The organism is Pseudomonas sp. Mn2068, assembly GCF_049319725.1.
In the GTDB taxonomy this organism is placed as follows: domain Bacteria; phylum Pseudomonadota; class Gammaproteobacteria; order Pseudomonadales; family Pseudomonadaceae; genus Aquipseudomonas; species Aquipseudomonas gingeri.
Genome location: NZ_JBMOUG010000025.1, coordinates 66,275 through 78,236, shown reverse-complemented (window position 1 = coordinate 78,236; position 11,962 = coordinate 66,275). Strand labels below are relative to the sequence as shown.

The window sequence follows — 11,962 nt, the reverse complement described above, 5'->3', positions numbered from 1 at the left end:
GCTTCACCCTGGAGAACATCCTGGGTCAGGCTGAGGAACTGCTGGAAGACTGAGTTCGAGAGTGACTGCGCTTGCTCTGGCCTCTTCGCGGGCAAGCCCGCTCCCACGGTTCTGATGTCGTGCCATGGATTCCTGGTCGGACACGGATATTGTAGGAGTGAGCAAGCCTGCTCCCACGGGTTCGATGTCGTGCCACGGATTCCTGGCCAGGCACGGATATTGTAGGAGGGGGCAAGCCCGCTCCCACGGGTTCGGTGTCGTGCCACGGATTCCTGGCCAGGCACGGATACTGTGGGAGCGGGCTTGCCCGCGAAGGCGTCCGGTCGGGCGGCACAGTCATTTCAGCTTTACCCGCGAGCCCGTTTCCACAAAACCCATGCCTCGGCAGGGTTGCCTGATACCCAAGCTTCGGCGAGATCCCCATGCCCCAACCGCGTCCCTACAGAGTTGCACTCAACGGCTACGGCCGGATCGGTCGTTGTGTCCTGCGTGCATTGTTCGAGCGGGGCGCGCAGGCCGGATTTGAGATCGTTGCATTGAACGACCTGGCCGACCTGGCCAGCCTCGAGTACCTGACACGTTTCGACTCCACCCACGGCCGGTTCCCCGGCGAAGTGCGGGTCGAGGACGATTGTCTGCATATCAATGGCCATTGCGTGAAAGTCCTGCGCAGTGCCACTCCCGAAGAGATCGACTGGGCCGCGCTGGACGTCGACCTGGTGCTGGAGTGTTCCGGCGCCTACCACACCCGCGAGGATGGCGAGCGCTTCCTCGCCGCCGGCGCGCCTCGGGTGCTGTTTTCCCAGCCGATGGCCAGCGAGACCGATGTCGACGCCACCATCGTCTATGGTGTCAACCAGGATTGCCTGACCGGCGACGAGTTGCTGGTGTCCAACGCCTCCTGCACCACCAACTGCGGTGTACCGCTGCTGCGCCTGCTGGACCAGGCCATCGGCCTGGAGTACGTGTCCATCACCACCATTCATTCGGCGATGAACGACCAGCCGGTGATCGATGCCTACCACGCCGAAGACCTGCGCCGCACGCGCTCGGCGTTCCAGTCGGTGATCCCGGTGTCCACCGGTCTCGCGCGGGGTATCGAACGCCTGCTGCCGGAACTTGCCGGACGAATCCAGGCCAAAGCGGTACGGGTGCCGACGGTGAACGTGTCTTGCCTGGATATCACCCTGCAGACTGTCAGCGACACCGATGCGACTGAGGTCAACCGGATCCTGCGCGAGGCTGCCACCAGCGGTCCGCTCAAGGGCCTGCTGGCCTACACCGAGTTGCCCCACGCCAGCTGTGATTTCAACCATGACCCCCATTCGGCGATTGTCGATGCGAGTCAGACCCGCGTTTCCGGCCCGAGGCTGGTGAACGTGCTGGCCTGGTTCGACAACGAATGGGGCTTTGCCAACCGAATGATCGACGTTGCAGGGCATTACCTGAACGTGGTTCACCAAAAACCGTAAACCAGAGATTGCGACCCATGACCGTGTTGAAGATGACCGACCTCGATCTGCAAGGTAAGCGCGTACTGATCCGCGAAGACCTCAACGTCCCCGTCAAGGACGGTGTTGTCACCAGCGATGCGCGTATCCTGGCCTCGCTGCCGACCATCAAGCTGGCCCTGGAAAAAGGCGCGGCAGTCATGATCTGCTCGCACCTGGGCCGTCCGACCGAAGGCGAGTTCTCGGCCGAGAACAGCCTCAAGCCGGTCGCCGACTACCTGAGCAAGGCCCTGGGCCGTGACGTGCCGCTGGTGGCCGATTACCTGGACGGTGTCGAGGTCAAGGCCGGCGACATCGTGCTGTTCGAGAACGTGCGCTTCAACAAGGGCGAGAAAAAGAACGCCGACGAGCTGGCGCAGAAATATGCGGCGCTCTGCGACGTGTTCGTGATGGACGCCTTCGGTACCGCGCACCGTGCCGAGGGTTCGACCCACGGCGTGGCCCGGTTTGCCAAGGTCGCCGCGGCCGGCCCGCTGCTGGCCGCCGAACTTGATGCGCTGGGCAAGGCCCTGGGCGCGCCGGCCAAGCCGATGGCCGCCATCGTCGCCGGCTCCAAGGTTTCGACCAAACTCGATGTGCTGAACAGCCTGAGCCAGATCTGCGACCTGCTGATCGTGGGCGGCGGCATCGCCAACACCTTCCTGGCCGCTGCCGGTCATCCGGTGGGCAAGTCGCTCTACGAGCCTGACCTGCTGGATACCGCCCGCGCCATCGCCGCCAAGGTCAACGTGCCGCTGCCGGTCGACGTGGTCGTTGCCAAGGAATTCGCCGAAAGCGCAGCCGCCACCGTCAAGCTGATCGCCGATGTGGCGGCCGACGACATGATCCTGGATATCGGTCCGCAGACCGCGGCGAATTTCGCCGAACTGCTGAAGTCGTCCCAGACCATCCTGTGGAACGGTCCGGTGGGCGTTTTCGAATTCGATCAGTTCGGCAACGGCACCAAGGTGCTGGCCCAGGCCATTGCCGAAAGCGCGGCATTCTCCATTGCCGGTGGTGGCGACACCCTGGCGGCCATCGACAAATATGGTGTTGCTTCGGATATCTCCTACATTTCTACCGGTGGCGGTGCGTTCCTCGAATTCGTCGAGGGCAAGGTCCTGCCTGCCGTGGAAGTGCTGGAAACCCGCGCCAAGGCCTGAGGTGGCATTGGCCTTTGAAAGGGAGTTTTCATATGGTCAGGCCATTGATGTTGCTGATCCTGGCGGGCGTGCTGGGCGGTTGTGCCGGCAAGCCCGGGGCCGGGGCGACGAGCGAGGCCGCTCCGGCGGCCGGCAAGGGTTGCGATCAGGCCGACTGGCAGGCGGAAACCGCACCGGTGCTGAACAAGCGCCTGGGGCCGGACGGACTGGAAAAATACGACACATCGTCCGGGACCCGGGAACAGGGTTGTCCTTGACGGGTCAGATTCACTACAGGCAGTACTGGCGGCCAGGGCCGTCAGTCGAGGAACCGGCATGAAAGGCTTTATCGCCCTTGCTTCACTGGCTCTGCTCGGCGGTTGCGCCGGCTTCAACCTGTCCTCGTCGACGTCGTCGGCGGACAACTGGACCCGTTGGGTCTGTGACAGCCAGGCCGAGGTGCTCTGGCGTTATGCCGACAGCGCGCAGAAGTCGGTCGACGTGCGCCTTGGCGGCGCGGACCAGGTGTATCGCCTGAAACCCGAAGTCGGCGCCGTCGACAGCGGTGTGCTGTATAGCGACAACATGTTGGCGTTTCACAAAAAAGGTGATGAAGGCCTGGTTTACTGGGTCGCCACCAACGATTTGATCGGTCGGGCCTGCAAGGCGCCCTGATCGGTAATAACTTGAATAGCAGCCGCCGCTCCGGCAGGCTTGCACGATTAACGACCCTCGTCCGGGAGAGACACACACAATGGCACTTATCAGCATGCGCCAGATGCTGGACCACGCAGCCGAATACGGCTACGGCGTTCCAGCTTTCAACGTCAACAACCTTGAGCAGATGCGCGCCATCATGGAAGCCGCTGACAAGACTGACTCCCCGGTGATCGTCCAGGCTTCGGCCGGTGCCCGCAAATACGCTGGCGCACCGTTCCTGCGGCACCTGATCCTGGCCGCGATCGAAGAGTTCCCGCATATCCCGGTGTGCATGCACCAGGACCACGGCACCAGCCCGGACGTCTGCCAGCGCTCCATCCAGCTGGGTTTCAGCTCGGTGATGATGGACGGCTCCCTCGGCGAAGACGGCAAGACCCCGACCGACTACGAGTACAACGTCCGCGTTACCCAACAGACCGTGGCCATGGCCCACGCCTGTGGCGTTTCGGTTGAAGGCGAGCTGGGTTGCCTGGGGTCGCTGGAAACCGGCATGGCCGGTGAAGAAGACGGCATCGGCGCCGAAGGCGTGCTCGACCACAGCCAGATGCTGACCGATCCTGAAGAGGCCGCGGACTTCGTCAAGAAGACCCAGGTCGACGCCCTGGCCATCGCCATCGGCACCAGCCACGGCGCCTACAAGTTCACCAAGCCGCCTACCGGTGACGTGCTGGCGATCGACCGTATCAAGGAAATCCACAAGCGCATCCCCAACACCCACCTGGTGATGCACGGTTCGTCTTCGGTGCCGCAGGAGTGGCTGGCGATCATCAACCAGTACGGCGGCGACATCAAGGAAACCTATGGCGTGCCGGTCGAGGAAATCGTCGAGGGCATCAAGCACGGCGTGCGCAAGGTCAACATCGACACCGACCTGCGCCTGGCGTCCACCGGTGCCATGCGTCGCCTGATGGCCACCAACCCGAGCGAGTTCGACCCGCGCAAGTTCTTCGGTGCCACCGTGACCGCCATGCGTGACGTGTGCATCGCCCGTTACGAGGCTTTCGGCACCGCCGGCAACGCTTCGAAGATCAAGCCGATCTCCCTGGAAGCGATGTTCCAGCGTTACCTGAAAGGTGAGTTGAACGCCAAGGTCAACTGAGACCGTCCGTGTTGAAAAAAAACCGCCGAAAGGCGGTTTTTTCATGGGCGTTCAACCGCTTCTCAGGGGAGATCGATACTGCCATCCCTGCTCTGTCGGTAAAGGGTATAGGGCAGCGCCAGGGTATCCAGAATGCCGGAAGGTATGAGGTCCACGAACTGGAACGGCGTAAGGGCCGGTGCGTCGGGAGCCTGCTCCACCACCTGGGATGGACCATGCAGCACGCACAGGTTGTAAAACACTCCGCTGTAAACACGGGGAACGGCAGCACAATGGGTGTTCCATTCCTTGAGATTGCGGCGGGTGACATCATCACCGCGAAAGACGGTATTGATCGTTCCGCAACCCGAGAGCGACAGTCCCAGGGTGGCTGCGAGCAATGCGTGGCGGGTGCTTGTCATCCATGGCTCCATTAGCAGGGGCCGGTAGTCTAATGGAGGGTTTTATGCGCCTGGTAAGCAATATTTATGTACAGGTGTTGCCGATCCTGTGCGGGTTGCGGTTGTCCTGGCTCATCACACCGCCCATGCAGTCTACGGTAACTTTGAAGTTTTATAACTTTACCAATATGAATTTTTGATTCATCCTTCCGGAATAAGAACATTCGATAATATTGGTATTATCCTCAGTGCTGTGATCTTGCACGCATGCTAGATTTCTAGTGTACTTATTTTCCAGGTAAAAAAGATCAATTCCACCTTCATTGCCTGCGTATTTGAAACGCCATAAGTGGCCTGGTCTTGAGCTGCTGGCTGGAATCGTTGAAGCAAAGATTTCACCGTTTTTGGCCTCGAGTGCCCGGAAGTATCCTTGGTTTAAAAGCACGTACGAAAGTTCTTCTGATGTATTAGAGACTTTCCACTTCGATTCGGGGTAATCCTGGTCTCGAGATAGATGGACGTTTTGCGATCCCTCGTTGTCTTCGACTGAAGAGACTTGAAATAATTTCGGGGATGATGAAGGCAGAGCCGTGTAGATTTTATAGATGCCTGGTTCGATTCTTACCACCGGACCTGGGGTGCTCCGGGGTTTTTTTTCAGAGGAATCGCTCTGATGAGGCGTCGATTTATCTTTCATGAGTATTGTCCTTGGCCGTTGCGCAGTGGAGTTAGGATGCCTGCTGGGTAAAGAGGCTTTCCCATAAGGTAGCTTGCAGGCCTGAACTCCAGAAAATAATTTATCTCATGGTTCGCTATCGAATATATTGCTCAGGTTATGCAGGCCGGCCTTTTGTTACAAATTGCAGGTTTGCAGGTGGTCTTTTATGGTTCTGTTTTAATTGGCTCGTAGAGTGAATTGGTTGTAGTGGTGTAATTGTCTTTGTATATAGGTTGAAGATAGATGGTAAAATTTTCCGTGTTTATGAAAACTTTGGATTTTTCATAATTTGACCAGTATGAATTTTTGGCTTGTCGCTCCGAAATAAGGACTTTCAATAATATTGGTTCTGTCTTCCGTGCTGTGATCTTTCACGGTTGCAAAATTCCTGGTGAGTTTGTTTTCCAGGTAGAAAAGATCAATGCCGGTTTCTTTGCCAGCGTCCCTGAAATACCAGGCTATGCTTGATTTTCCATCGATGTCTGGCCGCGGGACAGTGAGGACATTGCCGTCGTGGGCTCGCAGTATTGCGTGGATGCCCTGGTTAGATATATGGTATTCCCGCTCGTGGTGCTGGGTTGAAAAAATTTCCCACTTTGAATCGCCTTCGTAAGTGTCATGAAATAAATATACGTTGTGAGATCGGTCACTGTTTTCGATTGGAGAGACGGAAACCAGTTTCTGAGGCAATGAAAGCAGAGCTGTATAGATTTTATAGACGCCAGGTTCGATTCTTCGCGCCGGGCCTGGGGCGCTTTGGGCGTTTTGTTTAGAGGGTTCGCCCTGCTGAGCTGTGGATTTCTCTTTCATGATTATTTCCTTGAACGTTTCAATGGGCATGTGATACCCACTGAATGGAACGTGTTCCGAAGGGCACCGTGCAGGCCCGAACTTCAGGAAAAATCCTCTCATGGTCCGCTATCGAGGATGTTGGTCAGATTGCGCAAGTCGGTCTACTGTCAGAAATGACAGGTTTGTAGATCGTTTTATAATAGGGAATAGAGCTTTAATGCATAAAATAATTTTTTATGAATCTGTAGAATTATGTAAGCTGGCAGGTAGTGATAAATAATATAAAGAACTGTCAATTATGACAGTGGTATAACGATGGCGAAATGTTCCACGATGAAACCTCATTCATAGTGGAGCCCTGTGCCATGAGCGAAGAGGACGAAAGCGATCCGAATTATTTGAGATACTTCAAGTTTCGCCAGAAGATCAACGTGACAAGGCGTGTCGCCGGCGATCAGCCCGCTTGTGAACGAGGCGAGCTGTGCAGTATCGATTGGAGCACACGGATGCTTGTCTACTGCGCCGAAAGCGGGTTGTACCGAACGTTGAAGTTTGATGAGATCGAGCAGATCGACCCTATTGCAAAATACCGAAAATCCTCGTTGTTCTATCCATGAACGGATAACGGTTATTTCAAAATTCTCCGATAGTTTGATAAAGACTAATGGACGGTCATTTCTGATAGTAGTCAGTGGGCGTTTATCCCGGCACTTTGCCGTTTCCCGCCCCGATTTGAAGTTCGGGGCCGTTGGCGGCGGGGCCGGAGAACAGGCCCTCAACCTTTCTCGTGATCGATATCCAGCTTGTAGAACGTCACCATCCCGCCTTCACTGGTGTACCCGGTGTTGTCCTGCACATAGACCCCGGCCTTGAAATACAGCGGCTTGTCGCGCCAGGTGGTGCTGATCTGGGTGTTCCAGGCGGCGTCGGCGGCGCGCACGCTCAGGTAGCCGCCGCGGCTCAGGTGGATCACGTAGGTGAAGCTCTTGTCCAGCGGGACGTCGTCGGCAATCTGGATGACCCGGCTCTCTTCGTCGTCCGGATGGTTGCGGATCTTCACCACGATGATTCCGGTCTTGCGCCAGTCCTTGTACTGGTATTCGACCTTGAGCATGGGTTGGGTGCTGTTGTACGCGTGGATCTGGCCGATGACGATCTTGCCCGACGACGGTACCTGGTTCACCGCCAGGGTCGCGCGCAGGTAATTGTTGGCTTCACTGTAGAGCCAGTTGCGCAGGCGTCCGTCGGGGTAGGTCTCGCGCAGCTCGCTGCGGGGGTAGATGGCATTCTCGGTCTTGGAGCCGGTCACGGGCGACCAGAAGAACAAGGTGCCGGTGTCTGAATGAAAGTACTGGTCCTTGAAACCCTCTACCAGTTTGGGGGTGTCGATGGTCGCCGGAGGGGTGCCGACAGGCACGCTGAGGTTCCAGGTCGTCAGGTCGATCATGGGGGAGTCTCCCGTGTAAAACGTACGACGCACGGGCATAGGCATGTCGTCTGGCAAAAATCAGACAAACTGCTTTAGCCTGGGGCTTTGGGCGCTCTTTATACGGGTTGAACGATAGTTTGTTAACGTCAAACCGGCGAACGGTTGACGTCAAAGTGCCGACGAAATGCACAAGGCCCCGCCAGGCTTCGGCTTGCGCCGATAGCCGTTGGTCGGGTTGGCAAGGTGCTATTACCGCTGGGCGGCGGGAATCAGGCCGGCGTGTGCTTGATCGCCAGCTCGTAGAAGGTCGCACGACCGCCTTCATTGGCGCCGCCATGGTTGTCCTGCACATAGACCCCGGCCTTGAAGTACAGCTGCTTGTTGGCCCAGGCCGGATTGAGAGGGGTTTCCCAGTGTCCGTCGGCGGCGCTGAGGCTCAGCGTGCCGTTGGGCGTGAGGTGGATGTTGTAGGAAAAGTGCTGGTCGAGTTGGACATTGCGGGCGATGACCACCAGGGCTCCGTTCTTCGCCTGCGGATCGTCCGCGCGGACCTGGGCGACGATCGAACCGGTATGGCTGGCGGCCTTGTAGCGGTATTCGAGCTTGAGCAGCGGTTTGCTGTCGTGGTCGACGTGGATCTGGCCGATCACGATACTGCCGCTGGAAGGCACCTGGTTCACCGCCAGGTTGGCGTGCAGGCTGTTGTCGGCGTCGCGGTAGGCCCAGTTGCGCAGGCGTCCGTCGGCGCTGGTCTCGCGGAGTTCGGTGCGCGGGTAGTGGGTGTTGGGCGTCAATGTACCGGTGACCGGAGCCCAGAAAAACAGGCTGCCGCTGTCGGCGTGGAAATACTCATCGCTGAAGCCCCGGGCCAGGGCCTGGGTACCGATACGGGTGGCGGGCGTGCCCTCGGGGATGGTCAGTTCCCAGGTCGACAGGTCGATCATGCTCACAGTCTTGGCTCGTGTGGTTTTGAGAGCCTCTGTTATAAGCCTTGGCGACGCCGGGCAACTGTCGGCCGGCTGAATGCCGCGATCAGTTTCATCGACCGTTAGTCGGGATATCGGCGCTCGCCAAGGATGATGGCGTAATGGTCACTACTCTTTGCGCAAACCCGGACTAGAGTTGTCCTTGTCCATAGTCCGGTTTTCCGTATGACCACCGGTGGAGTTCCCCGAACATAGAGAAGCAGCATGGATTGCGCGCAACTTAAGGCTGGTGAAAGCAGTTCTGTCCTTTTGGTGGTCGATGACTATCCTGAAAACCTGATCAGCATGCGAGCATTACTGGAACGGCAGGACTGGCAGGTGGTTACTGCGGCGTCCGGTATCGAAGCGCTGACGCTGCTGCTGGAACACGAGATCGACCTGGTATTGCTGGATGTGCAGATGCCTGGCATGGACGGCTTCGAAGTCGCCCGTCTGATGCGTGGTAGCCAGCGTACGCGCCTGACCCCGATCATTTTCCTCACCGCCAACGAGCAGTCCCAGGATGCCGTCATCAAGGGTTATGCCAGCGGCGCGGTGGATTATCTGTTCAAGCCCTTCAACCCGGATATCCTCAAGCCCAAGGTCCAGGCGTTGCTGGAGCAACAGCGCAACCGCCGGTCCCTGCAGCAACTGACCCGCGACCTGGAAGCGGCCCGGGCCTTCAATGCCTCGGTGCTGGAGAATGCCGCGGAAGGCATTCTGGTGGTCAATGACGATGGCAGCATCCGTTTTGCCAACCCGGCGATTTCCCGTCTGCTCAACGCTCCGCTGGAACTGTTGATCGGCATGCCTTTCCTGAACTTCCTGCAGTACCCACACTTTCCCGATTGGCCGGGCTGCCCGTTGCACGAGGGTTATCGCAAGGGGGAGATCTATCGCCTGCATGACGCCCAACTGCGCACCACTGCCGGCGAATCATTGCCGGTGGCCATGTCCTGCGCGCCTTTGCCGTCTGACCAGCGGGCGATGGTGGTCACCGTGCTCGACATGTCGGTGGTGCACCATCTGCATCAGCAACTGGAGTTCCAGGCGGTGACCGACCCGCTGACCGGCCTGCTCAACCGCCGGGGCTTTTACCAGACCGCGGAAAACACCCTGTTGCGCAGCGATCACAGCCACAAGTCGCTGGTGTTGATGTATCTCGACCTCGACGGCTTCAAGCGGGTCAACGACTCCCTTGGGCACGAGGCCGGCGACCGGGTGCTGCGCTGGGTCTCGGAGCAGTTGAAGGCCTGTCTCAAGCCCTTCGATATCCTGGCGCGCATGGGCGGCGACGAATTCACCACCTTGCTCGATCTGGAGCGCCCGGAGCAGGCGGCGAAACTCGCGGAAAGACTGATCGAGCGGGTGTCGATCCGCCAGCAGATCGATGGCCTGGACATGACCCTGGGGGTCAGCATCGGAATCGCCACCTACCCCGATTGCGGTGCCAACCTCGATGGCCTGTTGCGGGCCGCGGACATTGCGATGTACGAGGCCAAGCGCGCCGGGCGCCAGCAATATCGCTACTACGACCATGAAATGAACGGGCGGGCCCGCTCGCGGCTGATGCTCGAGGAAAGCGTCCGTTCGGCCATCGAGAGCAAGGAATTCAAGATGGTCTATCAGCCCCAGGTGTCCCTCGCGGACGGTCGTCTGCGCGGCTTCGAGGCCTTGTTGCGCTGGCACCATCCCAGTGTCGGTGACGTGCCGCCGGGGCTGTTCCTGCCGCTGCTGGAAGAAGTCCGCCTGATCAGCCGCCTGGGCAGCTGGATCTATCGCCAGGCGGCGACCCAGCGCCATGCCTGGAATGGTGTGTTCGCCGATGAACTGGTGCTCAGTGTCAGCCTGAGTTCCACCCAGTTCTGCATGCCGAACCTGGTCGACGAGTTGCAGGAGGTGATCGAACGTCACGACCTGCGCCCCAGCCAGTTGGAGGTCGAGGTCACCGAGGCGGCGCTGATGCACGATTTCGAGGCCTCGTGCAAACAGCTGCGGCGCGTTCGCGCACTGGGCATGCGGGTCGCCCTGGATGACTTCGGCTCCGGTCATTGTTCGCTGAACCACCTGCGCGACCTTGAGTTGGACACCCTCAAGCTCGACCGTCACCTGATCGCCAAGATTCTCGATTCGCCGCGGGACGCGGCGCTGGCGCGCAGCGTGATCGAGCTCTGCCAGCAGTTCGGCCTGCTGGTGATCGCCGAAGGGGTGGAGACCCTGGAGCAGTCGCAGTGGCTCAAGGCCAATGGCTGTCCCTTTATCCAGGGCTTCCTGGTGGCCCGTCCGCTGACCGCCAGGGATGCCACCGGCTTCGGCCCGACATTCGACTGGAGCGCACTGACGGGTTGAATTCGCTACACTGGTGACCTTCTTCGATGTACGTAACGGCCTTCCATGACTGCGCTGAAATACCTTCAGGCCTATCCCACGTCCTTGCAGGACCAGGTGCGCCAGATGATTGCCGGGGACCAGCTGGGCACCTACCTGAACCAGCGCTATCCCGGGCGACATGGCGTGCAGAGCGACAAGGCGCTGTACGGCTATGCCCTGGCCCTGAAGCAGGAGCACCTGCGCAATGCCCCGGCCATCGACAAGGTACTGTTCGATAATCGCCTGGACCTGACCCATCGCGCCCTTGGCCTGCATACCGCGATCTCGCGGGTGCAGGGCGGCAAGCTCAAGGCCAAGAAGGAGATTCGCATCGCCTCGCTGTTCAAGGAGGCGGCACCGGAGTTTCTCCGGATGATCGTGGTGCACGAACTGGCACACCTCAAGGAAAGCGATCACAACAAGGCGTTCTACCAGCTGTGCGAATACATGCAGCCGGGGTATCACCAGTTGGAATTCGACCTGCGGGTCTATCTGACCTGGCGGGACATGCAGGGCAAGGCCGCCGTGGCCGATTAAGCGAGCGACAAGGAATTTCGGATGGACGTCAGCAAGACCAAGAGCAGTTTCTATCGCCGCCTGTATGTGGCCTGGCTGATCGACAGCGGGGTGGCCAGCAGCGTCCCGGCGCTGACCGAGGCGACCGGCATGCCGCGACGCACCGCCCAGGACACCATCGTGGCCCTGGCCGACCTGGATATCCTCTGCGAGTTCGAGCAGGAGGAAGGCGCCCGCAACCATGCCGGGCACTACCGGATCCATGGCTGGGGGGCGATCGACAAGACCTGGATCGAGCGCAACCTGGCATCGATCAGGCAGGTGCTGGGCTATCCCTGATC

At 59.1% G+C, this 11,962-nt stretch carries 14 protein-coding genes; 9 read left to right on the top strand and 5 right to left on the bottom strand.

The window, feature by feature from the left end; genetic code table 11:
• The first annotated feature begins 422 nt into the window (after positions 1-422).
• The 5 genes from epd to fba all read left to right on the top strand — a co-directional run bounded on the left by epd (position 423) and on the right by fba (position 4,451).
• Positions 423-1,472 carry an erythrose-4-phosphate dehydrogenase gene (gene epd, locus ACL9RJ_RS32450; RefSeq protein WP_042936359.1) on the top strand — a complete coding sequence of 350 codons (1,050 nt, stop codon included), beginning with the start codon at positions 423-425 and terminating at the stop codon, positions 1,470-1,472.
• Positions 1,473-1,489: 17 nt separating this feature from the next.
• Entirely contained in the window at positions 1,490-2,653 is a 1,164-nt protein-coding gene (locus ACL9RJ_RS32445; RefSeq protein WP_017128306.1) for a phosphoglycerate kinase, read from the top strand.
• Positions 2,654-2,685: 32 nt separating this feature from the next.
• The gene (locus ACL9RJ_RS32440; RefSeq protein WP_103032708.1) at positions 2,686-2,910 is read left to right on the top strand and encodes a hypothetical protein; all 225 of its coding nucleotides are present in this window, start codon (positions 2,686-2,688) and stop codon (positions 2,908-2,910) included.
• A 58-nt stretch (positions 2,911-2,968) separates the two neighbouring features.
• Entirely contained in the window at positions 2,969-3,307 is a 339-nt protein-coding gene (locus ACL9RJ_RS32435; protein ID WP_017128308.1) for an MliC family protein, read from the top strand.
• Between the two features lie 79 nt (positions 3,308-3,386).
• Entirely contained in the window at positions 3,387-4,451 is a 1,065-nt protein-coding gene (fba, locus tag ACL9RJ_RS32430; RefSeq protein WP_010444835.1) for a class II fructose-bisphosphate aldolase, read from the top strand.
• A gap of 62 nt (positions 4,452-4,513) precedes the next feature.
• Here the strand turns inward: fba and ACL9RJ_RS32425 are convergent, their stop codons facing one another.
• The 3 genes from ACL9RJ_RS32425 to ACL9RJ_RS32415 all read right to left on the bottom strand — a co-directional run bounded on the left by ACL9RJ_RS32425 (position 4,514) and on the right by ACL9RJ_RS32415 (position 6,359).
• Complete coding sequence (locus tag ACL9RJ_RS32425) at positions 4,514-4,852, bottom strand: YceK/YidQ family lipoprotein (RefSeq protein WP_017128309.1); 339 nt, start codon at positions 4,850-4,852, stop codon at positions 4,514-4,516.
• Between the two features lie 151 nt (positions 4,853-5,003).
• Positions 5,004-5,528: an RICIN domain-containing protein gene (locus tag ACL9RJ_RS32420; RefSeq protein ID WP_146049157.1), complete on the bottom strand. Its 525-nt coding sequence runs from the start codon at positions 5,526-5,528 to the stop codon at positions 5,004-5,006.
• A gap of 303 nt (positions 5,529-5,831) precedes the next feature.
• Entirely contained in the window at positions 5,832-6,359 is a 528-nt protein-coding gene (locus ACL9RJ_RS32415) for an RICIN domain-containing protein (RefSeq protein WP_017128311.1), read from the bottom strand.
• Between the two features lie 347 nt (positions 6,360-6,706).
• Between ACL9RJ_RS32415 and ACL9RJ_RS32410 the strand changes: the two genes are divergently transcribed.
• Entirely contained in the window at positions 6,707-6,958 is a 252-nt protein-coding gene (locus ACL9RJ_RS32410; protein WP_042936382.1) for a hypothetical protein, read from the top strand.
• A 158-nt stretch (positions 6,959-7,116) separates the two neighbouring features.
• Here ACL9RJ_RS32410 and ACL9RJ_RS32405 read toward each other — a convergent pair whose 3' ends face one another.
• Positions 7,117-7,788, bottom strand: coding sequence for a polysaccharide lyase family 7 protein (locus tag ACL9RJ_RS32405; RefSeq protein ID WP_017128313.1), 672 nt, complete (start codon positions 7,786-7,788; stop codon positions 7,117-7,119).
• Positions 7,789-8,039: 251 nt separating this feature from the next.
• On the bottom strand, positions 8,040-8,714 hold the full coding sequence (locus ACL9RJ_RS32400; RefSeq protein ID WP_017128314.1) for a polysaccharide lyase family 7 protein: 675 nt from the start codon (positions 8,712-8,714) through the stop codon (positions 8,040-8,042).
• A gap of 246 nt (positions 8,715-8,960) precedes the next feature.
• Between ACL9RJ_RS32400 and ACL9RJ_RS32395 the strand changes: the two genes are divergently transcribed.
• Genes ACL9RJ_RS32395 through ACL9RJ_RS32385 form a run of 3 tightly spaced genes read left to right on the top strand, consistent with a single transcriptional unit; the run spans position 8,961 to position 11,960 of the window.
• Positions 8,961-11,084, top strand: coding sequence for a putative bifunctional diguanylate cyclase/phosphodiesterase (locus ACL9RJ_RS32395; RefSeq protein WP_212810230.1), 2,124 nt, complete (start codon positions 8,961-8,963; stop codon positions 11,082-11,084).
• Positions 11,085-11,129: 45 nt separating this feature from the next.
• Positions 11,130-11,642, top strand: a complete 513-nt coding sequence (locus ACL9RJ_RS32390) for a M48 family metallopeptidase (protein ID WP_017128316.1) — start codon at positions 11,130-11,132, stop codon at positions 11,640-11,642.
• A gap of 21 nt (positions 11,643-11,663) precedes the next feature.
• Positions 11,664-11,960 carry a winged helix-turn-helix domain-containing protein gene (locus tag ACL9RJ_RS32385; RefSeq protein WP_017128317.1) on the top strand — a complete coding sequence of 99 codons (297 nt, stop codon included), beginning with the start codon at positions 11,664-11,666 and terminating at the stop codon, positions 11,958-11,960.
• Positions 11,961-11,962 lie beyond the last annotated feature (2 nt).

Bases quoted from the DNA above. Each gene is read 5' to 3' on its own strand.
- epd (WP_042936359.1), top strand. From the start codon at position 423: ATGCCCCAACCGCGTCCCTACAGAGTTGCACTCAACGGCTACGGCCGG.
- ACL9RJ_RS32445 (WP_017128306.1), top strand. From the start codon at position 1,490: ATGACCGTGTTGAAGATGACCGACCTCGATCTGCAAGGTAAGCGCGTA.
- ACL9RJ_RS32440 (WP_103032708.1), top strand. From the start codon at position 2,686: ATGGTCAGGCCATTGATGTTGCTGATCCTGGCGGGCGTGCTGGGCGGT.
- ACL9RJ_RS32435 (WP_017128308.1), top strand. From the start codon at position 2,969: ATGAAAGGCTTTATCGCCCTTGCTTCACTGGCTCTGCTCGGCGGTTGC.
- fba (WP_010444835.1), top strand. From the start codon at position 3,387: ATGGCACTTATCAGCATGCGCCAGATGCTGGACCACGCAGCCGAATAC.
- ACL9RJ_RS32425 (WP_017128309.1), bottom strand. From the start codon at position 4,852: ATGACAAGCACCCGCCACGCATTGCTCGCAGCCACCCTGGGACTGTCG.
- ACL9RJ_RS32420 (WP_146049157.1), bottom strand. From the start codon at position 5,528: ATGAAAGATAAATCGACGCCTCATCAGAGCGATTCCTCTGAAAAAAAA.
- ACL9RJ_RS32415 (WP_017128311.1), bottom strand. From the start codon at position 6,359: ATGAAAGAGAAATCCACAGCTCAGCAGGGCGAACCCTCTAAACAAAAC.
- ACL9RJ_RS32410 (WP_042936382.1), top strand. From the start codon at position 6,707: ATGAGCGAAGAGGACGAAAGCGATCCGAATTATTTGAGATACTTCAAG.
- ACL9RJ_RS32405 (WP_017128313.1), bottom strand. From the start codon at position 7,788: ATGATCGACCTGACGACCTGGAACCTCAGCGTGCCTGTCGGCACCCCT.
- ACL9RJ_RS32400 (WP_017128314.1), bottom strand. From the start codon at position 8,714: ATGATCGACCTGTCGACCTGGGAACTGACCATCCCCGAGGGCACGCCC.
- ACL9RJ_RS32395 (WP_212810230.1), top strand. From the start codon at position 8,961: ATGGATTGCGCGCAACTTAAGGCTGGTGAAAGCAGTTCTGTCCTTTTG.
- ACL9RJ_RS32390 (WP_017128316.1), top strand. From the start codon at position 11,130: ATGACTGCGCTGAAATACCTTCAGGCCTATCCCACGTCCTTGCAGGAC.
- ACL9RJ_RS32385 (WP_017128317.1), top strand. From the start codon at position 11,664: ATGGACGTCAGCAAGACCAAGAGCAGTTTCTATCGCCGCCTGTATGTG.